The organism is Gordonia sp. JH63 (genome assembly GCF_009856645.1).
Lineage (GTDB): Bacteria > Actinomycetota > Actinomycetes > Mycobacteriales > Mycobacteriaceae > Gordonia > Gordonia hongkongensis.
Genome location: NZ_CP047236.1, coordinates 60,360 through 85,850, shown reverse-complemented (window position 1 = coordinate 85,850; position 25,491 = coordinate 60,360). Strand labels below are relative to the sequence as shown.

The following is a 25,491-nucleotide window of genomic DNA, read 5'->3' as shown; positions in this document are numbered from 1 at the left end:
GCCACCTGATGCCGAAGTGGGGAGCGGCGGTTTCGGCTCCCCGGGTGGTGGGGTAGGAGGACAGTAGCCGTTGCCGGCCTGGCCGGGCAGTGGTGAGACCTCGGGCAGTTGAGCAAACGCTGCCCGAGGTCGTTTCCAATGGCTACTGGCCCCGACAGCGAGGGTTCGGAGCCGCGGCCCGGTTCGGATGGCCCGCCCGTTCCGCACTGTGTCGAGGGGGCCCGGCGGTGCGGGTCGCGTGCCGACGGTCGGGCCTGTCGTTACACAGTCGACCCGCAGTGGTGGCCGCGCCAGGCCTCACCATGTGGGTGTGTGTCGATCACCGGCAGCGGGCGACGGCAGGGATGGCTGGTGTCACGTGTCGTCGGGGGCGAGCATGACTGTTCGTAACCGTCGCAGTCCGTCGCGGATACGGGATTTGGTGGTGGGCAGCGGTGTTCGGAGTCGCTGCGCGACTTCGGGATAGGACAGGCCACCGAAGTAGGACATCTCGATGCATTCACGCTGCAGGTCGGTGAGCTGGCCCAAGCCGGCATGCAGGGTGCGCACCTCCTCGGCCGCGACGGCCACTTCCAACGGAATGTTGCGCGGGGTGTCGGGTTCAGCGGTGGTGGCGCCGTAGTCGGAGATCCGCTCGGCCTGCATGTCTTCGGTGCGAACCCGGTCGACAGCGCGGCGGTGGGCGATGGTCATCATCCAGGTGATGGCCGCGCCGCGGGCAAGGTCGAAGTCTCCGGCGTTCTGCCAGTACTGCAGATAGGCTTCCTGGACGACTTCCTCGGCGTAATGGCGGTCCCGCACGATCCGCACCGCGAGACCGTAGATGCGTGAACTCGTCAGATCGTAGAGGCGGATGAACGCCTCCCGGTCCCCGTCGGCCACCGACACCAGCAGCTGACTCAGCAGAGTCCCGTCACCGCGACACGCCGGCGCGGGGGAGCTGTCTTGGGTGGCCACGGTTTACTACACGGCCGACAACCGGGGCAGGGGTGCGTGCTCACGCACCGATCTCGTGACGATCTGGGCGGCGAGCGGGACCGTGTGGTGAGCGCAGACCATGCACGTGTCCTTTCCTGCGGGGTCGCTGCGTACACCGGGCGTATCGAACGACCTGGTGGATGCGTTACTTCCCTCAGGTGTCGCGCCCGCACCCGCGGAGGGGTTCCGGATGGTTAGGCGTGTGTGTCGTCGAATGCTGAGACCACGTGCAGGGGGATACGGCCACGCGCCGAGACGTGGTAGCCGTTGTCGCGGGCCCACTGGCGGATGGCTTGCGACCGGGTCGGCGACGGCCGCGCACGTCCACCAGTCGTTGCGTGGTCGGCTGCGACTTTCGTTGCGCGCGAGGTGTATTTCGAGATGTCGCGCTCGAATTTGGCGAGGTTCGCCGGCCGAACATCAAGCACGTAGCGGGCGATCCGCTGCCCCGGCAAGGTCACCGAGAATTCGACCGTGTGCACATCCTCGGAATCGATCGGCCGCCCGTCGACATCGTCGACCACCTCGACACGCGCAATCTTCGCCATCCGGCAACAGCCTCCCGATCATCGACCCCAACCCCTCGTGGGGACTCTATCCGCAGCTGAGGCCACCCACCGGTCCAGCGACAGCCTCCACTACTTCTGTGAGCGGGGCGGCGCTTCCGCGCCGCCTGGTGTTCGGTGACAGGCGCAACCCGGATGGCCCGCCTCGCATAACGGCCGCCGGCGCCGACGGACCCGCCGCGAGCGGGCGGGTCGTCCCGTCCAAGTCGCCGGATGGCGGGTGAGCGGGGTGGTTACTGCACGTAGGACATCAGGCCGCGCACGGACGCGTCGATGATCTGGTCGATCGCGGCATCATCGGCGAGGCTGAGGTAGGTCAGGGTGATGGCGTTGGTTGCGGCGATGACCACCGGCCCCAACTCGGCGACCGGCACCGTCCACTGGACACCGGCATGGCGGGCGCCGCGTTCGAGTCCGGCGGCGGCGATTGTGAACAGCCGTGCATACATGTGTGCGCCGGCGGTGTGCAGTTCGGGATGGTTGCGCGCATAGATTCCCAGCGCGATGACGGCCTGCATACGACCAGGCTCGGCCTGCAGGAGCCCGTAGAACCCGCGGAAATGCCGCCGCAACTGCGACTCCATGTCGAGCGCATCACCGGATGCCGGATCGACGTCGTCGGGCACGATCGAATCCAGAACAGCAGTGATGTCAGCGGGAACCGCAGTCTCCATTACTGCACTCAGCAGTGCGATGCGGCTTTCGAAGGCGTAATGAAAGCTTCCCAATTTCATCCCGGCATAGGCACAGATCCGCCGGGTGGTGGCACCTTCCACTCCGAAGTCGGCGACCACACGGTAGGCCGCATCGATGAGCGCGGCACGGCGCTGATCGGCTGACATCCGAGGCACTGACGCCTGCCTTCCTCATCATCGACCCGCGCCGGCGGCCGGCATTGTCACCGACCGGACTTGGGGCCCAAGGTTGCGTCCGACCCTAGCGTCCGCACACCGCTCAGCACTGCGCGTTGACCAAGCGGCCCAACGTCGCCGTGGGCGTTCCGCCGACGGGGCACCGGCGGCGGGACCGGACTGCCTCACCTCACTGTCGGGCGCCGGGGCCGATGCGTCGCCAGTACAGCGCGATGGTGGTGCCGTTGGGGTTGGTCGTGATGTTCGACGAGTCGCTGAGGTCTCCGATCAGCGACAGGCCGCAGCCCCGGTACGGCGCGGTGCTGGGGTCTCGTCTCCACACGCCGCGGTCGGAGATGGTGACGGTGAGTTCACCGGTCGGCCTCATCGCGGCGTTCACCTCGACCTGCCCGGTGCGGGTGCAGGCGTAGGCGTGCTCGACGGCGTTGTTGGTCGCTTCGCCGACGGCCAGGACGACATCGTCGCGGCGCTGCGCGGAAGGTCGGCAGGCGGTATCGAGCCAGGCCGTGAATTGCTGCTGAAGCTGGGTCGCGGCGTCGGCGGTAGCAGCGATGGTGCAGCGGAAAGCGCTGCCCTGCGCCGAAGGTGTGGCGTCCACGGGTGGTTGCCTACCGCAGTCGGGCGGTCACGACGCACCTCTGGTCGTCGCGGCGATGGCGTCGGCGAGTGTGGGGTATAGCGGCAGTGTGTGGTCGACACCCATCATCTGCAGGGGCCGGGTGGTGACGGGGTGGGCGGCGACGACACCGAGGTGGCTGGTCGGGGAGATGGCCTCGTGTGCGGCCAGTAGCATGGCCATCCCGGCGGAGGAGAGAAAGTCGACCGCGGCCAGGTCGATGATCAGCCCGCGGGGTTGGCCGCTCAACGCTTCGAGGATCGCTGCAGCCAGCTGCGGGACGGTGAACATATCGATGCTGCCGTCAACGGCCAGGAGGGTCAAGCCCTCCCGGAAATGCGTCGAGGTCACTCTCAGCAACCCGCGAGCGGTCGCCGGGTCGGTGGGTGTGCCGGTCACCGGATGGGAGTTGTGGGATGGCATGTCGGTGCTACTCCTGGCGTTCGTGGCCACCGGCCGGTGCGACAGCGACTTCCTAGAGACGTGTCCTCCGTGCAGGTGCGGCAGGTGCTCTACCGGTGCCTACGCGTCCGTCGCGGACAGTGACCTTGTTCCTACACGACTGTCGTCGCCGATGACGAGCACACCGACCGCACGAACAGTGTGGCATTGCGTGTCTGCGGCACGGCGTACCGTCATCGCCTCATTCTTCGGCGTCGCCACCGACACGGATGGCTGAGCATCCGGGCGCCCGCACAGCGCCTTGTCGGCCCGCGAGGTCCACCGCAACCGCCTCGGACGGCCTCGACCCCGATTGTGGCACTCGACCCGAGCGCCACGGTTCGACGCGGCGGGCGTGTTCGCACGCGGTGTAACACCTGGATCCGTCCCGAAGATGACCTCATGTGGTGACGCTGGTGCGAGTGACCACCGCGGCGCCATCGGTGCCGTCGCCGGGGGCGGGGTGAGGAGGAGGCCCGGGCTGTGCGGGATGTACGAGGCGATGGCTTCGAGCCCTCGTTCGCTGTCATGCTCGAGGTGCTGTTCGATCACGTCCCAGGATCAGGCCCTACCGGGCGTATTGCCGCCGACGAGGTTTGCCAGCGCAGTGTCGGCGCCCCACGGCCGCTGAGCCCGCCGGTGTTGAGTTCCCTGCGCCGGGGGCGGACCCGTGACCCCAAACTGACGACCGTGCAGGCAACTGCTGTCGGTTTCGGCGTCGACATCGCCTTCTTCACCACCAGTTTCCACCACCGCCATCGCCGCCACCCCATGCCGGTGCGGGTCGTGCTGGCCAGCAACGGATGGCAGGACTTATACAGCATGGCAGCAGCGCTCTACGATCTCCCACCACCGCAACGCGCGATCGTGCTCGCCGTCATCGACGTCCTCCTCGACCACCCACGCCGATAACCCACCGCCGCGCTGGCGGCGTCGCACCGTTCGGCGCTCACCGAGCCGACGACCGGACCGGCCAGGGTGGCTGTGCGACAGCGGAATTGTTGGCCCACATCTGTACCTGCAACCCCCGCTCACACGCGCTTGCCGGCGTTACCGTTGAACAGGGTCGCGCGTCGCTGCAGCGTCGCGACCCTGCAGGCGGGGCGCCGCTGGTTCCATCGCAGGGAGCCCACCCAGAAGCGGCACCCCGTCTGCCCGCTCCGCGGTGTGGCAGGGCTGCCAGGTGTCAGCGGCCGGGAGACCGGCGTGGAGATGGACGTCACCGATGGTCATCACGCCGGTCGCCGTTCGCTGTTCGGCCCCCCGGATGCGACAGCCGCACGGGGACCGCGGCGGCGTAATGCATGTGGGTGCGGTTCACGCACATCATGGCTCGGTGACGAGCTGTCCTGGATTTCGTCAGCGTGCGCGCCCGACTGGTCCGGCCGGTGTGGCGGACGTCGAGAGACCTGGGGGACCGGCGGGGGTGGGCTGTCAACCCCGAAGAGGCAGGCGCGCCGGAAGCCACTTTCGTCTTAGGAGCGTAGCGAGTGAAAGTGGTTGGAGCGCACGGGCGTAGCGCAGCGGAGAACGGGCGGTAGCCGCCTGGTGTGGGTTGACAGCTCGGGGGTCCCCGTCGGTCACACTTGGTCGACGTGCGCGCGCAATAAGGTGACCACCCACCTAACTGGGATCTTCCCGGGTCGGCGGCGGAGCGCAGCGGAGTCGGCGGGCCGGGACAATGCTGTGCGGCCCGTGGGCCGCTCCGCCGCGCCCCGGTGCCCGGCGCGCGGCTCAGCCGGTGATCTGTCGGCAGTCGCGGCATTCCCACTGACCGTCGACGAGGACACACAGGCGGCGTTGTTCGCACAGCCAGCAGGTTTGCCCAGGTTTGGGCTGTTCGCCGGCCTCGACGGCACGCAGCCGATCGGCAGCCTCAAGGCGGGTGTGGGCCTGGGTGCGGTAAGCGGCGCGGATCGCCTGGTCGCGGGTGGTTTGGGCGTCGGCGGTCATCGGTTGCCCGTCGGGGTTGTGGCGCAGCATGGGACAGAAGTCTCGACGGCATTGGCCGCAGGGGTGGCCTTGGGTGTCGGTGGGGTTCGCGCAGCCCGGTAGGGCGCAGCGCGGGAACAGTTCGCCGGTGATAGTCACGGTGTGTCGTCGAGGTGGCGGGTGGATCGGGTGCCGGGGCGGTGGGCCGCGACCGTGTGGTCGCGGCCCACCGCTGGACGAGGTCTAGTCGAGTGGCACGTCGGCGGCGTCGGTGTCATCGGCGATGACCTGCTCCACGTCGGAGAGGGTGTAGCCGGTCACCTCGACGAGGAAGTGCAGGTATCCAGCGCGGGCCTTGACCTGGCTGCCGCCGAGGTAGGCGCGGTCACCGGCCACAGAGTTCGACCGGGCTCAGGATGGCGGATGCCAGCGCGCGGAACTCGCCGTCGATGCCCGGCCGCGAGCGGAGCTCCGGCGACGAGATGACCTGGTAGACGAATCCGGTAAGTGCCTGCGTGAGCGCGTTGGCATCGGCGTGCGTCAGGGTCGGTGAACGGGCCAGGATCGCAGCAGTCCACTCAGCGGTGTAGTCCGACGCCGTCCGGCGAAGTGAGACCTGGTCTGCTTCTGGCAGATACACGATGTCCTGGAGGGCGATGGCCAACACTCGACCGTTCGGGCCGAGCGAGTAGTCGAGGAACACACCCACGAGGACGTCCAGCGCTTCAACCGCCGAGGACTCCGCCAGTGCGTCGACGGATATCCAGTGCAGATTCTCGAGACCTCGACGCACGATGGTCATCAAGATGTCGGTCTTTCCCGCGTACTCCTGGTAGACCGTCGCCGGCGACACATCCGCTTCGGCGGCGATCTCGCGGATTCGGACGTTGGGAAATCCGCGCGCGAAGAACATCCGGGTCGCGGCGGCGAGTATCCGATCACGCCGCGCAGCGGGCCGTCGGCCGGATCCATCGGCGAACCGCGCGCGGGACTGTGCCCCGCGGGGAAGCGGACAGCTCAGGATCGAGTCCACGACAGCCCGCTGGATCTGCATGAGCCGCCGTGGGGTGAGCGAACCCCGCATCGCCGCGGTGCTCGAGAACACACTGACCGCCGCGGTCGCGAGGAGTTTCGCGGTCTGGACGTCGATGCCGGCCTCGGTGGTGTCGAACTTCGACGCCAATGCGTCGATCAGCGTGCGGTGGTGCGCGTCCATGTCGTCGAGATCGGATCGGTCGAGATGCCGTCGTTCGCGGGTCCACAGTGTCGAGACGTCACCGTGCGCCGCCCTGGTCGCAAGCAGGTCGAAGAACACGCCGAGCTGTTCGGCCGGCGATTCGCTGCGCTCCTCGGCTTGGGTCAGGAGTGCGCGTACCCCCTCCACCTGCGTCGCCAGCGCTTTCGCCAGAATGTCCTGCTTGGACGGGAAATACCGGTACACCGCCGGCCCGGTCAGTCCGACGGCGGCGCCGATCTCCTCGACGCTCACATTCCGGTAGCCGGCGTCCTGAAAGAGCGCGGTCGCTTCCGCGATGAGTTGCTCGACCCGCGGTTCCGGGGGTCGCCCCGGCTTCTCGGCTCGAGGCGCGGGGATCGGCGCCGACCGTGACGGGGACGGAGGTGTGGGTGAGTTCATCGCGCGCCGGCAGCCTTTCCTGCTCGAGGTCTGACGACCTCGGGGGTTACTGTCCATTCGTTGGAGTCCGCCGGATGGATCCCAACAGTGCCGCGAATCACACTCGCGATTCTGAGATCGAAACCGATCGACTCTTGACCACGCGGCGTAGGCGTGTGTCACCGGCTCGGGGCCGCGGACCGCGGTCGTCGGACGACGCTTCGAACCCAGCTGTGAGTCGCGGGTCGACGACGCAGCGCGTGTAACGGCGACTCACTGAATCCGCCGACGGGTGGTGCGCTCGATTGGTGATCGGCGCCCCCGTGACGTGCTCACCGGGGACCTGGCGCAGATGGCAACACTGCCGCCGAGTGCACCACAAGTCGGGTTGAACACTCGGGTGCGGCTGGGTCGCGACTACTACGTGCGCGTGGCCGGCAACGACTACTCGGTGCACCCATCAGTGATCGGCCGGTTTGTCGACATCACCGCCGATCTACATCGGGTGCGGATCGCATGCGGCGAAGTCACCGTCGCCGACCATGACCGCAGCTGGGCCAACCACGTCACCATCGCCGACGCCCAGCACGTGCGGGCGGCTAAAGATCTGCGCCGCGACTACCGCAACCAACAGCTGCACAACCGGGCCCGCAACGCCGCGCGCGTACGCACCCACCCCGACGGCCACGAGGTGCCCATTAGAGCGCTACCCGTCAAGGAGCCATTGCTGCGCTTCGGGGTCGTGGTCGTAGGCCGCGACGGTCGCGGACTGCTCCAACGTCAGCGCTGCGCCCCGCTCGATCAAATCCAGGGTCGTTTCGGACTTCGCCAGCGCGAGGGTGGCGTCCACGTCCTTCTTCTTCGTGCGAGTGGCCTTGGCGATCTTCGTCGACGACATCCCGGCCAGGGCGAGTTGTTCGATCGCGGCGACACGGTCACGGTTGCGGAGTCCTTCGCGCTCGAAACTGGCCAGCTGCTCCACGATTCGATCCACCGTCAGGGCCTTGTCGTCGGCGTCGGACGCGACCGGGACCACGTAGACCGGGACGGTGGGAAGGGCGTTCTTACGCGCGGCCAGGGTGCGGCGCTGCCCGTCGCGCACCCGGACCACGCCGTCGACCTCGACAGCGAGGATGGGTTGGCGCACGCCGTCGCGGATCGAATCGACGAACTCGGCGGTCAGGGTGGCCTCGGCCTCGGTGCGAATGTTGGTGTCGATGACCAGATCGGCCGGGTTGAGGTGGCGCAGCTCGCCCGTCGCGGTGACGGTCTCGGTGGTGGTGTTGTGTGTCATGGGGTTTCTCCCTTACTGTGGTGGGTGAGACCCCGGCCAGCTTGACCCTGGCCGGGTTTTCTTTTGTCCGCGTACCGGATTGCGACGCGGAAGCTTCTTTTACAGGTCGCCGATCTCTTCCCAGTGGGCGATCGCGTCGGCGGCGGCGAGGGCGGGGGACAGGTCGTTGTTGTATGCGTCTTTCCAGCCGAAATCGGGCAGGTCGCGGTGGCTGAATCCGTTGGTGCGTCTGCGGATTGCTCGGTCGACTCCGTACATCCACACGGCGAATTCGCGGTCGCCGTCGGCCTCGGTGAGGCGGTTCGGTTCGTGCTGGGCGATCTGGTCGGCGGCGGCGTCGACGTTGGCGGGGTCCTTGGTGGCGATCCAGGCGTTCATGTCGGTGGGTCCTTTCGGGTTGTTGTGCGGGTTAGTCGTGGGTGAAGGTGCGGCCTGCGCCGAGTTGGTCGATTCCGCAGCATTCGCAGAGCCAGTAGCCGGGTGGGTCGATGTCGTCGGCCTGGGTCAGGTAACCGTGATCGGCCATGAACGCCAGGACCTGGGCGGTGCTCTCGGTGTTGAGGGCGGTCATGTCTCCGTAGGCGACGGCGACCGCGCAGCTGTTGCACAGCTGGTAGGCGGTGGTGGTGGCGCTGGTCATGGTGACCCCTCCCGTTGTGAGTGCTGGTTTGCGTTTGCACTGGCCATCTCTTTGCCGGAGGGAGTGGGCTGCAAGGGAGGAAGTGAAAAAGTCATCCGGGCCGTAGGCCTGCAAACCCGTAGGGCGGGTTAGTTTTTCACGCCCTTGCGGGCCGCGAGTGGAGGTAAGAGAATGCGGCAGGGCAACGCAAACCAACTCAGCCCGAAGGGCTCAGGGCGCGGCGTAGCCGCTCCGATGAGGTGACGGCGCAGCCGGCAGACAAACCGCAACCGGTCGGGGCCGGCGACCTCGTCTCGGGAGGTCGGGCACACCGGACGCACAAGGCAGTCGGGGTGATTGTGCGGGAGCGACGCGGGCCGCGGTAGGGCTCGGTGTCGCGGCAGCACAACGTCGTCTTTGAAAGTGGGCGCATCTCGTGGCGCTCACGCCCTCGTGGTGGGTGCGGCGGCGGATGCCGAGTCGATCAGTACTGACGTAGAAGCCACGGCGGGTGGCCTCGAAGCTCAGTGCGGATACCTGGCCTACCCAGACTCCGATGAGATCGTGACACCGGACGGCAAAGGTCGCTTTAATTCGTTTCAGAATGGCTCATTTACCCCACAACTGGCGCACATCCTGTCAACGAACCTATTATGGACATTTGGGCGGATGCTGGATATGAAGCCGGAAAGTGGGGTTAGCCCATCGCCGCACCGGTCATCGACCGCATCAACAACAAGGTCTTTAGGGTCCTCTCCGAAATGCTCGGCCATCAGAGGTAGCGCGGTGGATCGACCGTAGGGTCGTCGTCGATGGTGTCGACGTGCGGGTCGGCGAGAATGTTGGTAACCGCAAGGGAGCTGGCACCGAAGGTGGCGAAGTGCGGGTTGACGTCTCTGACGACACTCCGTGCACGGTCCGCCGGCCAAACGAACGCCGGGATCGGCCAAGAAGACCCGAACGGCGCGCGGCGTGGTTGTCGTCCCACGCGGCCAGATCAGCCTCGCCTCGCACAGGTAGTACCGACGGACGCTATGCCGCCGCTGCTCGTTATTGATGTTGATCCTCACGGCACCGGTTCGCCCGCACAGGGTCTCGACATGACTGACCAACGGCCCTCGTGAATTAACCCCTGGCTCAGTGGGTGACCGGTAGTAGCACTCGTCGCGAGTGGTGGTGTGCTGCATTCGAGCGAAGTTCTGTACACCGCGAGAAGCGCCTGAGACAGTGAGCGGGTGAGCCCGTCGTGAACTCGCCCCGGCCGTGCATGGTCGGAAGAACGTGCTGAGCGTCGACGAACTCCAGCCAGGCGGGGGCGCCTAGGTGTCTGCGTTGCCGTTCTTCCATTGTGGCCACGGGATGTTCCAATCGCCGAGTCCATCAACTCCCGGCAGTGTGTCGGCGTTGGTGTTCTTGACCGTGACGGGGTCACCGCGCAGGGTGTTCTTCACGAGCCATTCCGCGTCAGTGGGACTCAGGTTTGGGCAACCGTTGCTGACGTTGCTGCTGCCTTGCGCCGACATCGACCACGGTGCGCCGTGCATGTAAATGCCGCTGTAGGACATTTGCACCGCCCATTGAACGGGTGTGCGGTATCCCGCTGCGGACTCGACAGGCACTCCGTAGGTGGACGAGTCCATGATGATGTGCTCGACGCGATCTCCGATCATGTAGATACCGCGGGGCGTCGGAGTGCTGTCTTTGCCGAACGAGGTCGGCATCGTGCGGATGACCTTGCCGTCTCGTTTGACGACTATCGTTTTGGTGTTGTCGTCGGCAACGATTTCCTGAGCTCGGCCAATCGTGAAGTCGTAGGACAAGTTCTCGTCGCCGTAGAGCCCGTCGCCGAGGTCGACTCCGTAAATGTTGACGGCGACACTGACTTTGGTGCCCGGCGTCCAGAAGCGTTCGGGCCTCCACCGGACTTCGGAGTCGCTGATCCAATAGAACGCACCCCGCATCTGGGGGTCAGACGACACGGTGATCGCCGCCTGTGCCTTCTTTCGGTCGGGGATGGGATCGGCGAACCGCACCCCGACTGTGTGGGCGATCCCGACGGTTTTCTCGCCGAGGATGGCAGCGCTGGTCAGTGACTCCGGTGAGGTCGTGGTGAAGCGCTGCGAGACGACCGATCGACCGCCCACGCCCACGGCCTCGGCTTGAACGGAATACCGCTTCGAATATCCCAGGGGTTGGGTGCTTGTCCACGTTGAGCCGTCCTCGCTCAGTGAGCCCGCCAAGGGACGGCCGCTGGCTGTGGGGATACGGACGTTTGTCAACGCGCCGCGGCTGGCCGTGACAACAATAGGAAGCCCAGGTTCGACAACCGCGTTGGGCGCGAGTCGACCGCCACCTTCGGTGGCCACAGCAATGGAAGGCTGTGCGATGTCGGCGAAGCTGTCAACGGCCTGAATCTCGTTGCTGTAGGCGGCGCCTCCGGTTGAGCTGCACGAGGTCAATAACATCACCACAGCCGTCAGGGCTGCGAGCATCAGCAGTCGCGGAATACCTGCCCGGACCGACCCGCGGCATCCACGAGCGCTCGAGCACTGCGGCTGCGCACCGTAAGCCGCCAAGAGATCACGTGGCTCTTCGATAGCTCGAGTCCTTCTTACGCGGCCCATCGATTGTGGCGAACCCTCTCACTCGGCGCCTGGACTAGGTTTACTATCCACGATAGTAGTTGAATGCTGTGCGCTCCTCTACCCGCTGCACAGCGCGAGAGAAGGTTCGAAACGTCTTCGTGGTGGGCGACCGCCGAGCGGTCACGTCGACCTCATTATTGCCGTGTGGCGACACCCCACAGGTAGTCCCCGCCGATGCGTGTTCGCCACCGCTCGCCGACGTCGAGGCCGTGGTGCGACAACTCTCGCGACACCTGCGGGACCACTCGTCCTCATACCTCCCGCGCGCCGATAAGGCGGGTCGTCCGACGACGTAGACTCCCCGGGTTCTCAACCACGGTGCAGGATCGAGTTTGGGTCCATCTTGCTGCCACACCTTGTAGTGCAGGTGTGGGCCGGTGGAGTAGCCGCGGTTTCCTACCGTTGCGATCTGCGCGCCGGCCAGGACTCGCTGCCAGACGCTCACCAGTGTCTCGCTGATGTGCCCATACACGCCGATCGTGCCGTCGTCTTGCAGCACTCGCATCCACAGCCCGAAGCCGGCGGCCTTCGATAACCGTCCCCGCCCAAGGCGATCTTTGAGGTCGCGGGTTCGGTGTGCTCACGCAGCTGTGACACGCGCAGCAAGTTCGTGGGGTAGTCGGGGCTGCTCGTCTCATCGATAACGACAGTGACGTCTTCGAAGACGTGGCGTTTCTGGGTGCCGTCAGGTGGTCGAGAGTGACCACCCAGGTCGGCCGGGTGCCACCGTCTGTCAGATCCTGCTCGTGGAGTGGGTGGAGTGGACGTGATCAAAAGCGCGTCCGGATCTGAGTCGCCTCCTTCCTTCGTTGCTCCACACGAGTCCGTTAGCTGAGCGTGTAGAGCAATTGTTCGTTTGCGGCGTATGCATTTTCGGCGTTTCTGGCGACCAGCGCGTTGACACTATTGATGGTGCTGCGTTGTTCCCAGTGTGTGCCGTCTGGGCTGCGCCAGACGGTGTCGGCGGTGTCGATGCCCCAGAGCGTGCCATCGGGTGCGGCCGCCAGGAGAGCTAGGGCCGGCGCATCGGGAACGGTTGTGAAGGTCTGGGCGTCGTCGGTGCTGTGTTGCAGGCCATCTGGGGTAGTCGCCCATACGCCGCGGTCGGTGATCGCGAGTGCTGCTGCGGCCAGGGGCGCGCCGGGGGTCCAGCTTCTCCCGTCATCGGTCGATACGAGCAGGCCGTTGATTCCGTCGAAGCCTACGAGTAGTTGTCCGTTGGTGGCGAGCGCGTGGAAGTCGATGTCGCCGGCCACCGATCTCGGTGTCCATGTCTGCCCGCCATCTTCGCTGGCGACGAGTCCCAGCGGGTTGGGTGCCGAGCTCCGCGGGCCGGGATGGCCGGAGGCGAAGATCCGATCAGAGCCGGTTACCCCGGCCAGTCCCATGAAGTCGTCGTCGGAGACGCCGACCCGGCTGGTGGTTCCATCTGCGGTGAGGGCGATTACGCCGGTGTGAGTTCCGGCGAGGATAGTGCCGTCGGCGCGGATGTGCAGGGCGTGGAGGTGGTCGAGTTCTGGGGTCAGTGTTGCGCTCTCTGCTGAGGTTGCCGACGGTGGTGGGGATGTGGGTTGTTCCCGGGTGGAGCAGCCGGTTAGCACAATCAGCGTGGCGATGACTGCGAGGACGACCGCAGCGGTGCGGTTGGACGGGTTTGAGGCAGGCAAGCGGCTAGGACTTTCGTGTGGGTAGGACTGAGTTCGGGCGTGGGTGGTGTGGTGATCGGGGTGGTGGCGAGACCGGGTAGGAGCCGCCCTAACCCTCTGGGGGTGTCGTGGTCACGACTTCTGGATGGGGGTGGAAGGCTGTGAAGGCTTTTGGCCGCAATGCTTTTGGAGGACGAGGGAGATGAGGACGTTGCCGAGGTGGTGACGTGCCCCGGAGAGGTCGCCGATCGCAGCGAGGTGGCGGACGAGACCGATGTGTGCGGCGAGGTGGCGGCGTCGGTTCGAGGTGACGCTGAGGTGGTGGGCGCGGTGGAAAAACTGGTGGGTCGAGTATGGCGTGGGTGCTCGGTAGACGTCTCGCATGGCATGCAGATACTGACGACGGTGGTCGTCGGGGGGCGAGTGCGTCTCCTTCGGGTTCTCGGTCACGGCGCATTCCTCGGACTGGTACGCGCAGGCCGGGTCAACCCGCGTCAACTAACTACTATAAAACCTAGTAATTGGCGGCGCGGTCGGTGCCTGAGTTGCGGCGTCACCGACGAACTTCTGGGGCATACTGGCTGGTGGTGCAGGTGGTGGGTCGCCGGGAAGGTGTGTTGAGTGTGGGTCTCAGCGAGCTGACGGCGGGGCGTCGAGGATCGAGGCGAACGATGGGTGAGCATCCATGAGTGCAGCGGTGGTGTTAGTTGTTGCCGCGGGTGTGCTGGGCTGGTTGTGGCCTCGATGGATGGTTCGGGTGCAGGGCCGTATCGATGCTCGTTGGGTGTTGGTGGCCTGGCCGGCCGCGCAGGTCGTGTTTGCGATGTTGTGGGTGGGAGCTGTTGTGACGCTGGCGGTTCCCGGCCATTTCGGCATCCATTCGTTGTCCGAGGTGGTGTCGTGTCTGCGGGTGTTGTCACACGGCGCATCCCCGCGGGTGGAGGCGATCTCCGGTGGCGTGCTGGCGGTGGTGACCGGGGCAGCGATTGTCCGAGCGGTGACGATCGCGGTGCGATCGGCGGTGCGGATGCGTGGTGCTCGTGAGGAGTATCTGCAGTCGTTGCGGTTGGTGGGCGCCCGCAGTGAGCGCTATCCCGACGTGTGGTGGCTCGCCGACGGGCGGCCGATGGCGTTTTGTCTGCCGGGTAAGGATGCCGGGATCGCCGCCACGACTGGGTTACAGGCGGCGTTGTCCGGTGAGGAACTCGATGCCGTCGTTGCCCATGAGCGCGCGCACCGGCGGCAACGTCATCACACCGTGGTGTTGGCGGCCCGCGCTCTCGGGCGTGCGTTTCCGCTGATTCCGTTGTTCAGCCGCGCGGGCCGTGAGGTCGCCGGCTTGGTCGAGCAAGCCGCCGATGCCCGCGCCGCCCAGCTGGTGGGTGCGCGGGCGGTCTGCTCGGCGTTGGGAACGTTGGCCCGTTCGGGGCCCGTGGCGGGCCCGGTGGGTGTGTTGTCGATCAGCGATTCGTCGTCCGTGGGGCCGCGGCTGAGCCGCTTGGACTCCGGTCACCGGTGCCGGTCGCGGCGTCATCATGTGGGTGCCGCCGCGGCGGTGGCTGGTGTGGTGGCGGTACCGACCACGCTAGCGGTGTCCGGTGTCGTCGCGGCGATGGTGATCGCGATGTGTGTGTAGCCGAGACCGACCCGGGCGGGTCCGACCGCTAGGGGTTGTTGAGAAGCTGCTGCATCCTCGCAATTTCACTTTCCTGGTCAGTGACGATCTGACGTGCCAGAGCGATCGCCTCGGGCGATTGGCCGTCTTGAATCTCGGTCTTGGCCATGGCGATGGCGCCGCGATGGTGTTCGATCATCTGCGTCAGGAACAGGCGCGACGCCTCGGCTCCTTGCGCGTCGCGTAGCTGCTGCATCTGTTCTGGCGACATCATGCCCATCATCGACGGCATCGGGGAGGAACCCGGTGCCATCGACGTACCCATGTCCATGTTGTGCCCCTGGCCCTCGAGTGGGGCTCCCCATTGCTTCAGCCACGACTGCATCTGCTCGATCTCGGGCTGCTGAGCGTCTTTGATCTGCTGGGCCAGACTGACGACCTGGGGGTTGATGTTGTCCTTCTCCAACAGGATGTCGCTCATCATGATCGCCTGGGTGTGGTGCGGGATCATCTGCTGGGCGAACGAGATGTCCGCGCTGTTGTGTTCGGCAGAGGCCGCCGCTGACGATTCGGTACTGACCGTGCTGGTACCCATCCCCGACATCGAGGAATGATCCTCAGTCGAGGTGTCCGAACACGCGGCCACCACTGTCAGAACAGCCGCCGCGGCAGCAACGACGACACCGGTTCGTGTGACTCTCATCGATCTCCTCCTCAAGAGTGATACTTCGCCACCGCCCGGCGGCGCTTCGATAACAATTCTACTAACACCGATAGTAGTTAGTCGCCTGCCCGGCACCCACAAAACGGGCGGTGAACTGCGCAAACAAAGCCGCTAATGCCTGATTAGTTCGCTTCGTAGTGGAGCCGCGTGTGACTGGTGGGGCACAAGTGACTTGTGGTGTGATCTCGCGGGTACACGCATGGCACTCGTGCGTGGGTCTACGACGTCCGCGGGAAAGGTCCGACCGCATGCAGATGGTGTTGACATCGCTACGGGTCAAGGCGGGGCAGCAGTGGGGCCCCAAAGCGCTGGGGGTGGCAGCGGCGGTGTGCGTGGGCGTTGCGCCTGTGATTGCCACCGCACCGGCGGCGGCCTCAACCGATGGACATGTGGCCGGGGAGCTGATCGCGATCGTGCAGGACTCGGTGAAGGCCGCTTTGGGTGGTGCCGCGGCGGCGAATTTGGGGAAGCCGATCACGCAGACGGCGTCCTGCCTGGGCGCTCAGGCCCAGTCGGGCAGCGTCGGCGATGCGGGCAGTGCAGCCGCACTGCAGTGCTTCGGCACGTTTTCGCTCATTGATCCGATAGACGGGTTCCGGATCATCGACGCGTTACCGCTGGCTCGGCTGGTAGCCACCCTGATCGCCGCAATCGTGCCGCACGATCCGAACGAGCCGCATGGCCCCCAGCCGCAGGAACCCGGAACGCCGACACCGCTGCTGCCCGGTAGTGGCGGTGCGGTGGCGCCGACTGCGGGCGAGATCACGTCCACCTTCGGTGACGGACGGGGCCATCAGGGCATTGATATCGGCAATGATCTGGGCGCGCCCATTGTCGCGGTAGCTGACGGGGAGGTCATCACCTCCGGACCTGCCGAGGGGTTCGGGTTGTGGATGCGGATCCGGCACGATGACGGCACGATCACCACCTACGGCCACAACGACGAGAATCTGCTCGAGCAGGGCGCGCGAGTACGGATGGGCCAATCGATCGCCACGGTGGGCAACCGTGGGGTCTCGACCGGCCCGCATCTGCATTTCGAGGTTCTCGACCCGACGGGAGTCAACGTCGATCCGGCACAGTGGCTGGCCGATCGTGGGGTGGTCCTGGCGATGGCCGCTGATGCCGACGCCCGCGCGCCGGGGCCGGTGGTGCCGCAGTGGGTCGGCGAACGACGCCTGTGACGAGCCAGCGCGGTGTGGTGGGTCAGGAACGAACGAGGCGAGCGATGGCCGCCGAGGCTTCAGCGATCTTCTCCTGTGCCTCGTCGCCGCCGGAGTGGGCGGCATCGAGCACGCAGTGGGTGAGGTGGTCGTCGAGCAAGCCCAGCGCGACCCCCTCCAGTGCCTTGGTCAGCGCCGAGATCTGGGTCAGGATGTCGATGCAGTACTGCTCCTCGTCGACCATCCGGTGGATACCTCGGGATTGGCCTTCGATGCGCTTGAGGCGGGCCAGGTATTTGCCCTTATCGCTGATGTAACCGTGGGAAGAGTGTTCCGAGGCAGAGGATTCTTCCGGGGTGGAGGATTGTCCCGGTGCGGACGCAGCGGTCATGGACTCACCTTCTCAATGGATCTCGGTCGGTTGTGCTGCAGTCCACGCACTGTACTCGCGCCTGGCTGCAGGTCGAGTCGGCGTAACAGTTGCGCGTTGAGTGCGACCACGACCGTCGAGGCTGACATCAGAATCGCTCCGACCGACATCGGCAGGACGAACCCGATGGGCGCGAGAATTCCGGCGGCCAGCGGTACAGAGATCAGGTTGTATCCCGCTGCCCACCACAGGTTCTGCTTCATTTTTCGGTAGCTGGCGTCCGACAGCTCGATGACCGACAGCACCGAGCGGGGGTCGTCGCTGGCGAGGATGACCCCGGCCGAGGCGATCGCGACGTCGGTGCCGGCCCCGATCGCGATGCCCACATCGGCCTGGGCCAGGGCGGGGGCGTCGTTGACGCCGTCGCCCACCATCGCCACCTTGCGGCCTTCGTGCTGCAGTTCGGCCACCTTGCTGGCTTTGTCTTCCGGCCGTACACCGGCGAACACCCGATCGATACCGAGGTCGTGAGCGACGGTGTGCGCCACTGCTTCGGCGTCGCCGGTAATCATCACAACCTCGACCCCGCGGGCGTGCAGCACCTCGACGGCTTGGCGGGATTCCCCGCGCACCTCATCAGCAAGTTTGAGAGCTCCAATCAGCTCAGTGTCGCGGGTGACATGCAGGATGATTGCGCCGTCGGCGCGCCAGCGATCAGCGATGGCCAGTTCCTGATGGCCCTGTTCCTCGAGCATGCGGGGCCCGCCCACCCGCACTGTGGCGCCCTCGACGCGAGCGGTCACACCGACCGCCGGTGACGAGGTGAAGTCGGTGGCCGCCGGCACCGGCCGCGCGCGGTCTCCGGCAGCTGCGACAATCGCTCGCGCCAACGGGTGCTCACTGTCGGCTTCGGCGCTGGCGGCCAGGGCGAGCACGGTGTCCTCATCGACGCCGTCGGCGGCCGCGATCTCGATGACCGTGGGCTCACCCTTGGTCAGGGTTCCGGTCTTGTCGAACAGCACCGCATCCACAGTGCGCATGGCCTCAAGTGCCAACCGGTCTTTAACCAGCACGCCGCCGCGGGCGGCGCGTTCGGTGGCAATGGCCACCACCAGGGGGATAGCCAAGCCGAGTGCGTGCGGGCAGGCGATGACCAGCACGGTGATGGTTCGAATCACCGCCTGGTCGGGTTGGCCGATGACCGTCCACACGATGGCGGTGATGATCGCTGAGCCGAGCGCGAACCAGAACAGCAGCGCTGCAGCGGAATCGGCCAGCCGCTGGGCGCGGGAGGTGGAGTTCTGCGCGTCTGCCACCAGGCGCTGAATCCCGGCCAGCGCCGTGTCATCGCCGGTGGCGGTGATCTGGACCCGCAGCCCCGAGTCGGTGGCCACCGTGCCGGCCACCACCTGATCGCCGATGCCGCGGCGCACCGTGCGCGATTCTCCGGTGACCATGGATTCATCGAGCTCGGCCGAGCCGTCTACGACGCGACCGTCGGCCGGCACGCTGGCCCCCGGGCGCACGATCACCACATCTCCGACCTGCAGCTCACTGGGAGCAACCGTGGTGATCTGGTCGCCATCGACGCGTTCGGCCTCATCGGGCAACAGCGCGGCCAGCGAGTCCAGGGCCGAGGTCGTCTGGGCCAGCGACCGCATCTCGATCCAATGCCCCAACAGCATGATCACGATGAGCAGCGCCAGTTCCCACCAGAAGTCCAGTTCGTGATGCAACACACCGATGCTCGCACCCCAGGACGCCACGAAGGCCACCGTGATCGCCAAGGCGATCAACAGCATCATTCCCGGTGCACGCGACCGCAGTTCTGAATAGGCGCCTACCAGGAACGGCCGCCCACCCCAGCAGTACATCACCGTACCCAGCACCGGTGAGACCCACTTCAACACTTCACCATCGGGTAGGTCATAGCCGATGAGCATCGCGAACATGGGCGAAAAGGCCACGACCGGCACAGCCAGGGCCAGCATGATCCAGAACAGCCGCCGGAACTGCCCGACGTGATCACCATGCCCCCCATGCCCAGCGTGATCATGGTCTGCGCGGGCGCGCTCAGCATGGTGATCGTGGTGGTTGTGTGACGCTGCGGCGAGTTGGCCGTGGTGGCGTTCATCGGCGGCGTCGTGACCGACGTGCTCAGGGGAAGAGTGCTCGTTCATGCCGCTACCTTATACCCCTGTGGGGTATACGTCGAGGGGGTGGTGGATGGAACTGTGGACGATGAGTGGGGCGGGCTGGTGAAGGCGCGCAGCCGCAGGCTGTTGCTGACGACGAACACGCTGGACAACGCCATGGCGGCCCCAGCCAGCATGGGGTTGAGCAGTCCCAGCGCGGCCAGCGGTATCGCGGCGACGTTGTAGGCGAATGCCCAGAACAGGTTCATTTTGATCGTTTTCAGAGTGCTGCGTGCCAAGGCGATCGCATCGGCGGCAGCGTTGAGATCGCCGCGGACCAGGGTGATGTCAGCGGCATGCATGGCGGCGTCGGTGCCGGTGCCCATCGCCAGCCCGAGATCGGCGTGGGCCAGGGCAGCGGCGTCGTTGACGCCGTCGCCGATCATGGCCACAACCTTGCCTTCGGATTGCAGATCGGTGATGACGGCGGCTTTGTCGGCCGGCAAGACGTTAGCGATGACGGTATCGATCCCGACCTCAGCGGCCACGGCATCGGCGACGGTCTGGTTGTCGCCGGTCAACAGGATGGGCGTCATACCCAGTGCGGCGAGCCGGGCGATGGCGTGTGCGCTGGTGGGTTTGATCGCATCGGCGACCGCCAGGACCGCATGAGCGCGGCCGTCCCAGGCGACGAGTACGGCGGTCTGTCCGGCTTCCTCAGCGGCGGCCTGCGCCTCGTTGAGGTGAGGGTCATCCACGCCGATGCCGTGTTCGGCCAGCAGCGTCGGACGCCCGACGGTGACCACACGTCCCTGGACCGTGCCGCGCACGCCTCGACCTTCGAAGCTGCGGAAGTCTTCGACCTCGTCGAGCTGTCCGACTTCGGCGGCTGCACCAGCAGCAATGGCGGCCGCGACGGGGTGCTCGGAGGCATTTTCCACCGCCCCCGCGAGGGCGAGCACGTCGGCGCGAGTGGTGGAGGGGGCAGTGGTGACCTGGACGAGTGTCATCTGGCCCGTGGTGACCGTGCCGGTTTTGTCTAGGACAACGGTGTCGACGGTTCGGGTGGATTCGAGGACTTCGGGGCCTTTGATCACGATGCCGAGTTGGGCTCCGCGGCCGGTACCGACCAGCAGTGCGGTCGGGGTGGCCAGTCCCAGCGCGCAGGGGCAGGCGATGATCAGCACAGCGACCGCGGCGGTGAACGCCGCTTGCAGGGGATAGCCGGCGCCGATCCACGCGCCGAGGACAGCGATGGCGACGGTGATGACCACCGGCACGAAGACGCTTGAGATCCGGTCGGCCAGTCGCTGGGCGTGGGCCTTGCCGGTCTGGGCGCGTTCGACCATCGCGGCCATTTGCGCGAGTTGGGTGTCCGCTCCCACGCGGGTCGCCCGCACCCGCAGGTGTCCGCCGGCGTTGACCGTTCCGCCGGTCACGGTGTCGGCGGGGGCAACCTGGACTGGCATCGACTCGCCGGTGACCATGCTGGCGTCAACTGCCGAGGTGCCAGACACCACCACACCGTCGCTGGCGATCTTCTCGCCGGGGCGCACATTGAACTCGTCGTCGACGGCGAGCTCGCCGATCGGGATCCGATGCTGGTGGCCGTCCCTGATCACTGTGACGTCTTTGGCGCCCAGCTCCAACAAGGCCCGCAACGCCGCACCGGCGCGCCGTTTGGACCGCTTCTCGAAGTATCGGCCGGCCAGGACGAACATCGTGACCCCCGCGGCGACCTCAAGGTAGATGTTGCCTGCACCGTCAGAAGCGCTGACCGTCAGGGTGAATCCGTGGGTCATGCCTGGTTGTCCGGCGGTGCCGAAGAACAACGCATACAACGACCACAACAGCGCCGCGGTGGTGCCGACCGAGATGAGGGTGTCCATGGTGGCCGCACCGTGGCGCAGGTTGAGCAACGCGGCGCGATGAAACGGCCATGCCGCCCACACGATCACTGGCGCGGCCAACGTCAACGACGCCCACTGCCAGTAGGTGAACTGCAACGCCGGGACCATTGCCAGCGCGATCACCGGTACCGAGAGAACCACCGCACCGATCAGTCGGTGACGCAAGGCCACGAGCTCCCCGTCGTCGTCCGAAGGGTCATCGTCGGGGGCGGCACCTTTGGTGGGAGTGGCGGGCAGCGCAGCGTGGTATCCGGCCTGTTCGATGGTCTCGATCAGCAGGTGTGGGTCGACACCGGCGGGTGCGCTGACGTGAGCTTTTTCGGTGGCGTAGTTCACCGAGGCGCTCACTCCGTCGAGTTTGTTCAGTGTGCGTTCGATGCGTGCCGCGCACGATGCACACGTCATGCCCGACACGGCGATTTCGATATCGACGGCGCCTGTCTGCTCGGCGGTGGCCGCAGGTGGGTGGATCGGAGCTGAGGTGGTCATGGGGGGTTCCTCGTTGGGTGAATGCCTCGGCGCAGTGCCCCGGGTGGCGCTGGTCAGCGAGTTAGTGTCCGGCGTGCGGATCGGCCGAGGGGGCCGTGGAGTCAGGGGCCGGGGCGCCGGTGGGGGCGTCGAGAACGAAGGTGGCGGTATGCACAGCGCCCTGGACCTGGAAGTCGAGGTAGAGCAGATAGCGGCCCGGGGTGGGGGCGGTGGTGGCGAAGCGGACCTGTGGTCCCGCGAGTTGACCGGCAGTCGGTGCCGCGCCCTCAGGGTGAACATGCAGGTAGGCCAGGTCACCCTGACGCAGGGCCACCAAGTGACCGAAAGCGCCCAGATACGGCTGCAGGGTGGTGACCGGTTGTCCTGCTCGGCGCACGGTGACGGTCAGTTCGGACTCGACGCCCGCGCGCAGATGACCGGCCAGCCCGATGTCGAACCCGTCGACGGATGACTGTCGTGATTCGGCGGTGGGTGGGGCCGGCTGGTAGTCACCGCTGACTTCGACGGTGCTGGTGAGGGTGAGGGGTTGGCCGGTGGCGGCGGGCACGAAGTCGGCATAGATCCGGTAGCTGCCTCCCGTCGCCCACTGCCAGGGCAGCGTCCAGCGCCCTTCGGGCGAGAGAGTGGGGTGCACGTGTCGGAAGTGGGTGCCATCCGCGCGGACGACGATCAGGTGCAGCTGCTTGTCGTGCTCGGTGGCGAAGTCGGTGACCGCGGCCCCGGCGGCGTCGAGGATCTCAAAGCTCAGCGGTGCTTGCATCCCGGGCGCATGGGGTGCCACCACATTTCCCAGGATGAAGCCGGCTGCTGCCATCGAAACTCCGCGAACCTGATCGGCACCGGGGGACGCAGATGATGACGGTTGGGCAGTGTGGCCGACATGGGTGGACTCGGCCGACGACGGTCGTGGCCGATCGGGTGCGACACCCGCGGCGATGGCATAGGCCGCGGCGAAAACTATCAGCAGGGCCGCGGCGAAGACGCCGAGCTTGGTTGGAACATTCATCGCTGGATTCCTGTCATCGGTGGTGGCGACACCCACGCCGCCCGGAGAAGGGCTGAAGTCGCCAGTGGGGCAGACACTTCAGCCCCTCGTCGGCTACTGCGCCAGGTGGTAGCCGGCCTCTTCGATCGCGCCGCGGATCGCGTCGGCCTCGATCGGGGCCGAGCTGGAGATGGTGACTTGCCCGCTGGCCACGTCGACCTCGACGTCGGTCACGCCGGCCAGTGCGCCGACTTCTTCACGCACCGACGCCGCGCAGTGCCCACACGTCATTCCGGAGACGATCACTGTCGATGTGCTCATGAGATGTGCCCTTTCGGTACAGCAGTGGTGCCGACGACCCTCAGGGGGTCTGTCGCTGTGGCGTCTCGCCACACCACCGTTATACCCTACCCCCCTAGGGTAATCAATGGGTGGAGGTGGGTTGAGCTTCGGTGGGGGCGGAGACGCTGAGCCATCCGCGGCGGTGCAACATCAACAGGGCAGACGCCGCCGCCATGCCGGTGAGGACTAGAGCGATCCACACCAGTTCGGGCATGTCGCGGGTGGTGGCCGCGCTGAACAGCCACCCGGTCGCGGCGTTGCCGAGCAGAATCCCGATCCCGACGATGGTGTTGTAGAGCCCGTAGTGGGTGGCGACAAGCGTGCCGCGGGCCAGTCCCACCACCGTGTCCATTTCGAATGGGAACACTGCTGCGGTGGCGGCGGCGAGCAGAGCTGCGGTGAGTAGCAGGGCGGCGATGTTGAGGGCGATGTTGCGCTGATGCGTTGCGGTGCTGGCGACTAGGGGCAGGAAAGCTGCAGCCATCAGCGTCATTCCCACGCTCAGGCTGCCGGTGCTGCCCCAGCGGTTGCCGAACCATGTGGTGATGCGTAGCTGGCCGGCGATGGCCACCAGACCGGTCACCACGAACATTGCGGTGACAACACTGGTGGCGAGGGTGGGGTTGTCTGCTATGCGGTCGGCATGTAGGGGCAGGGCGAGGTAGACCTGGAAGGACAGCACGTAAGAGCTGGCCATCGCCGCAGCGAAGAGCAGGAATCGCCGGTTACGGACGACGCTGCGCCAGTCCTGAATGATTGAGGTGCTGCTCGGGGCAGGTGTTGTTGCGGGTAGCGCTTTGATCTGCACGAGGGTCAGGACCGCGAAAACTGCTGCCGCACAGAGAGAGGTGAGCCGGAAGTCCAGGGCGGTCAGGGCTAGTCCGACCAGCGGCCCGAGCAGGATCCCGGCCTGGTAGAACACGTTGAACACGGCGAATGCTTCGATGCGGCGCTCACCGGCGTCGGCGGCCAGGTAGGCCCGTACGGCGGGGTTGAACAGCGCCCCGGCGAATCCCGTTGCCGCCGAGGCGATCAGGATCGCCGGCAGCGAACTGACCAGGGCCAGTAGGACGAATCCGATGACCCTCATCAGGCATCCGGCGATGATGAGCGGTTTGTAACCCCAGCGGTCAGCGAGTGTTCCCCCGATCAGGAACATGCCCTGTTGGGAGAAGTTGCGTATCCCCAGGACCAGGCCCACTGCCCATGCGGCCAGGGCCAGCGGGCCGGCGAGGTAGGCGGCGAGGTAGGGCATGAGCATGTAGAAGCCGAGATTGATGGTGAACTGATTGACCATCAGCACTTGGCTGGGGCGATCGAAGCTGCGGAAACTGCGGTAGAGGCGTCGCATAGATCAGCTCGTGGGCTCGGCGTGCGGCACGCAAGTGGGGTCGATGATGGTAGGGCACCGCGTCCAGCTGCTCGCGACCTGAGTGAGCGGATCGCTGATGGTGCGGGGTTCAGTGGGCGGCGCCGGGGCGCCGATCAGGTCGTGAGCGCGGCAGTACTCATCGTTGTAAATGGTTCCGTAGTAGCGAGCGGGGCCATCGGGGAACACCGCCGCGATGCGCGTATCGGCCGAACGAGTACGCGCCAGCCAGCCCGAGACCAGGGCCACCGCGCCCACGCTCCAGCCGCCGGTGGCGTAATGCGTGGCGGCCAGGGTGCGACATGCCCAGACTGCCTCGGCCGGCGCCACCCAGTGCACCTCACTGAACTGGTCATAGGCAACGTTGCGGGGGTAGATACTCGAGCCGAGTCCCCGCATAATCCGTGACTGTGCCGGCTGGCCGAAAATCGTCGAGCCAATGGTGTCTACGCCCACAACCTCCAGCTCAGGGTTGAACTGCCGCAGAGTATGAGCCACACCGGCTGAGTGCCCACCGGTGCCCACCGAGCACACCAGCACATCGATATGTCGCAGCTGCGCGATCAACTCCACACCCAACGAGCTGTAACCGGTCACGTTGTCGGGGTTGGAATACTGGTCGGGACACCACGCAGCCTCGTCGCGCTCGAGCAGGGTGCGCACGCGGTCGCGGCGGGCTTGTTGCCAACCCCCGACCGGATGGGGATCGCTGACGACATCGACCTGGGCGCCGTATGCGGCGAGCATCTGCCGCAAGATCGGTTCCAGTCCTGGATCGGTCACCAAGGTCACCGGATGCCCGAACACGATGCCCGCTAAAGCCAGGCCTAATCCCAGTGTCCCACTAGTTGATTCGATGATCCGCGCCCCCGGGGCCAGCTCTTCACGGGCGCGGGCGCGTTCCACCATGTGCAGCGCAGGCCGGTCTTTCATACCACCGGGGTTGAAGCCTTCCAGCTTGGCCCAGAAGCCGCGCCCGTGCTCGGCGAAGGGTTCCTCGATGCGCAACACCGGGGTGCCGCCCACCAGCTGACGACTCAGCCCAGCACGGGGCGACGCGGCTTCGGCGGGGAAGGTACTGGCGAATGGATCACTGGTGGTGAGGCTGTAGGAGACAGTCACACGGGCATCCTCTGCGTTGTTGAACAGGACGCCGCCGGGCAGA

General features: G+C 66.2%; 25 protein-coding genes and 2 pseudogenes. 4 read left to right on the top strand and 23 right to left on the bottom strand.

What is annotated here, in order from left to right; genetic code table 11:
• Window positions 1-354 precede the first annotated feature (354 nt).
• The 5 genes from GR168_RS23350 to GR168_RS23330 all read right to left on the bottom strand — a co-directional run bounded on the left by GR168_RS23350 (window position 355) and on the right by GR168_RS23330 (window position 3,455).
• Window positions 355-903 carry a sigma-70 family RNA polymerase sigma factor gene (locus GR168_RS23350; protein ID WP_159372111.1) on the bottom strand — a complete coding sequence of 183 codons (549 nt, stop codon included), beginning with the start codon at window positions 901-903 and terminating at the stop codon, window positions 355-357.
• 269 nt (window positions 904-1,172) lie between these two features.
• Window positions 1,173-1,526, bottom strand: a complete 354-nt coding sequence (locus GR168_RS23345) for an Lsr2 family protein (RefSeq protein ID WP_240199544.1) — start codon at window positions 1,524-1,526, stop codon at window positions 1,173-1,175.
• A 251-nt stretch (window positions 1,527-1,777) separates the two neighbouring features.
• Complete coding sequence (locus tag GR168_RS23340) at window positions 1,778-2,386, bottom strand: TetR family transcriptional regulator (protein ID WP_203235961.1); 609 nt, start codon at window positions 2,384-2,386, stop codon at window positions 1,778-1,780.
• A 199-nt stretch (window positions 2,387-2,585) separates the two neighbouring features.
• A complete protein-coding gene (locus GR168_RS23335; protein ID WP_159372051.1) occupies window positions 2,586-3,014 on the bottom strand; it encodes an ATP-binding protein in 429 nt (142 codons plus the stop codon).
• Between the two features lie 27 nt (window positions 3,015-3,041).
• Window positions 3,042-3,455, bottom strand: a complete 414-nt coding sequence (locus GR168_RS23330; protein ID WP_159372050.1) for an STAS domain-containing protein — start codon at window positions 3,453-3,455, stop codon at window positions 3,042-3,044.
• A 708-nt stretch (window positions 3,456-4,163) separates the two neighbouring features.
• On the opposite strand from GR168_RS23330, the gene GR168_RS23325 reads away from it, so the two are divergent.
• Window positions 4,164-4,385: a hypothetical protein gene (locus GR168_RS23325; protein ID WP_238995118.1), complete on the top strand. Its 222-nt coding sequence runs from the start codon at window positions 4,164-4,166 to the stop codon at window positions 4,383-4,385.
• Between the two features lie 822 nt (window positions 4,386-5,207).
• Here GR168_RS23325 and GR168_RS23320 read toward each other — a convergent pair.
• From GR168_RS23320 to GR168_RS23290, 6 genes are all read right to left on the bottom strand, one after another.
• Window positions 5,208-5,456 carry a hypothetical protein gene (locus GR168_RS23320; RefSeq protein ID WP_159372048.1) on the bottom strand — a complete coding sequence of 83 codons (249 nt, stop codon included), beginning with the start codon at window positions 5,454-5,456 and terminating at the stop codon, window positions 5,208-5,210.
• Window positions 5,457-5,648: 192 nt separating this feature from the next.
• A complete protein-coding gene (locus GR168_RS23315) occupies window positions 5,649-5,801 on the bottom strand; it encodes a hypothetical protein (protein WP_159372047.1) in 153 nt (50 codons plus the stop codon).
• Window positions 5,791-7,041 carry a TetR/AcrR family transcriptional regulator gene (locus tag GR168_RS23310; protein ID WP_159372046.1) on the bottom strand — a complete coding sequence of 417 codons (1,251 nt, stop codon included), beginning with the start codon at window positions 7,039-7,041 and terminating at the stop codon, window positions 5,791-5,793. The genes GR168_RS23315 and GR168_RS23310 overlap by 11 nt, the downstream gene beginning before the upstream one ends.
• Before the next feature lie 685 nt (window positions 7,042-7,726).
• A complete protein-coding gene (locus tag GR168_RS23300; RefSeq protein WP_238995136.1) occupies window positions 7,727-8,314 on the bottom strand; it encodes a ParB/Srx family N-terminal domain-containing protein in 588 nt (195 codons plus the stop codon).
• A gap of 99 nt (window positions 8,315-8,413) precedes the next feature.
• Entirely contained in the window at window positions 8,414-8,692 is a 279-nt protein-coding gene (locus tag GR168_RS23295) for a hypothetical protein (protein WP_068970855.1), read from the bottom strand.
• Window positions 8,693-8,723: 31 nt separating this feature from the next.
• A complete protein-coding gene (locus tag GR168_RS23290; protein WP_068970854.1) occupies window positions 8,724-8,954 on the bottom strand; it encodes a hypothetical protein in 231 nt (76 codons plus the stop codon).
• Between the two features lie 402 nt (window positions 8,955-9,356).
• Here GR168_RS23290 and GR168_RS24180 point away from each other — a divergent pair.
• A pseudogene (locus GR168_RS24180) lies at window positions 9,357-9,634 on the top strand (hypothetical protein).
• Between the two features lie 618 nt (window positions 9,635-10,252).
• Here GR168_RS24180 and GR168_RS23280 read toward each other — a convergent pair.
• From GR168_RS23280 to GR168_RS23265, 4 genes and pseudogenes are all read right to left on the bottom strand, one after another.
• Window positions 10,253-11,425 (bottom strand): Ig-like domain-containing protein, encoded by a 1,173-nt coding sequence (locus GR168_RS23280; RefSeq protein ID WP_006357614.1) that lies wholly within the window; start codon window positions 11,423-11,425, stop codon window positions 10,253-10,255.
• Window positions 11,426-11,861: 436 nt separating this feature from the next.
• Window positions 11,862-12,104: pseudogene (locus tag GR168_RS24085) on the bottom strand (M23 family metallopeptidase); the annotation flags it as partial.
• 301 nt (window positions 12,105-12,405) lie between these two features.
• Window positions 12,406-13,245 carry a F510_1955 family glycosylhydrolase gene (locus tag GR168_RS23270; protein WP_035718240.1) on the bottom strand — a complete coding sequence of 280 codons (840 nt, stop codon included), beginning with the start codon at window positions 13,243-13,245 and terminating at the stop codon, window positions 12,406-12,408.
• A 111-nt stretch (window positions 13,246-13,356) separates the two neighbouring features.
• Window positions 13,357-13,674, bottom strand: coding sequence for a hypothetical protein (locus tag GR168_RS23265; protein ID WP_010844644.1), 318 nt, complete (start codon window positions 13,672-13,674; stop codon window positions 13,357-13,359).
• A gap of 235 nt (window positions 13,675-13,909) precedes the next feature.
• Between GR168_RS23265 and GR168_RS23260 the strand changes: the two genes are divergently transcribed.
• The gene (locus GR168_RS23260; protein WP_012834378.1) at window positions 13,910-14,860 is read left to right on the top strand and encodes a M56 family metallopeptidase; all 951 of its coding nucleotides are present in this window, start codon (window positions 13,910-13,912) and stop codon (window positions 14,858-14,860) included.
• Window positions 14,861-14,888: 28 nt separating this feature from the next.
• Here the strand turns inward: GR168_RS23260 and GR168_RS23255 are convergent, their stop codons facing one another.
• Window positions 14,889-15,542, bottom strand: coding sequence for a DUF305 domain-containing protein (locus GR168_RS23255; protein ID WP_024499309.1), 654 nt, complete (start codon window positions 15,540-15,542; stop codon window positions 14,889-14,891).
• 269 nt (window positions 15,543-15,811) lie between these two features.
• On the opposite strand from GR168_RS23255, the gene GR168_RS23250 reads away from it, so the two are divergent.
• On the top strand, window positions 15,812-16,747 hold the full coding sequence (locus GR168_RS23250) for a M23 family metallopeptidase (RefSeq protein ID WP_159372045.1): 936 nt from the start codon (window positions 15,812-15,814) through the stop codon (window positions 16,745-16,747).
• Between the two features lie 22 nt (window positions 16,748-16,769).
• Here the strand turns inward: GR168_RS23250 and GR168_RS23245 are convergent, their stop codons facing one another.
• From GR168_RS23245 to GR168_RS23215, 7 genes are all read right to left on the bottom strand, one after another.
• Window positions 16,770-17,117, bottom strand: a complete 348-nt coding sequence (locus tag GR168_RS23245) for a metal-sensitive transcriptional regulator (RefSeq protein ID WP_137809389.1) — start codon at window positions 17,115-17,117, stop codon at window positions 16,770-16,772.
• Window positions 17,114-19,276, bottom strand: a complete 2,163-nt coding sequence (locus GR168_RS23240; RefSeq protein WP_007239617.1) for a copper-translocating P-type ATPase — start codon at window positions 19,274-19,276, stop codon at window positions 17,114-17,116. The genes GR168_RS23245 and GR168_RS23240 overlap by 4 nt, the downstream gene beginning before the upstream one ends.
• A complete protein-coding gene (locus tag GR168_RS23235) occupies window positions 19,273-21,630 on the bottom strand; it encodes a heavy metal translocating P-type ATPase (RefSeq protein WP_101823221.1) in 2,358 nt (785 codons plus the stop codon). The genes GR168_RS23240 and GR168_RS23235 overlap by 4 nt, the downstream gene beginning before the upstream one ends.
• Window positions 21,631-21,691: 61 nt before the next feature.
• Entirely contained in the window at window positions 21,692-22,636 is a 945-nt protein-coding gene (locus tag GR168_RS23230; RefSeq protein ID WP_159372044.1) for a hypothetical protein, read from the bottom strand.
• Between the two features lie 93 nt (window positions 22,637-22,729).
• A complete protein-coding gene (locus GR168_RS23225) occupies window positions 22,730-22,936 on the bottom strand; it encodes a cation transporter (protein WP_159372043.1) in 207 nt (68 codons plus the stop codon).
• A gap of 103 nt (window positions 22,937-23,039) precedes the next feature.
• On the bottom strand, window positions 23,040-24,308 hold the full coding sequence (locus GR168_RS23220) for an MFS transporter (protein ID WP_159372042.1): 1,269 nt from the start codon (window positions 24,306-24,308) through the stop codon (window positions 23,040-23,042).
• Window positions 24,309-24,311: 3 nt separating this feature from the next.
• Complete coding sequence (locus GR168_RS23215; protein ID WP_005180004.1) at window positions 24,312-25,448, bottom strand: PLP-dependent cysteine synthase family protein; 1,137 nt, start codon at window positions 25,446-25,448, stop codon at window positions 24,312-24,314.
• Window positions 25,449-25,491 lie beyond the last annotated feature (43 nt).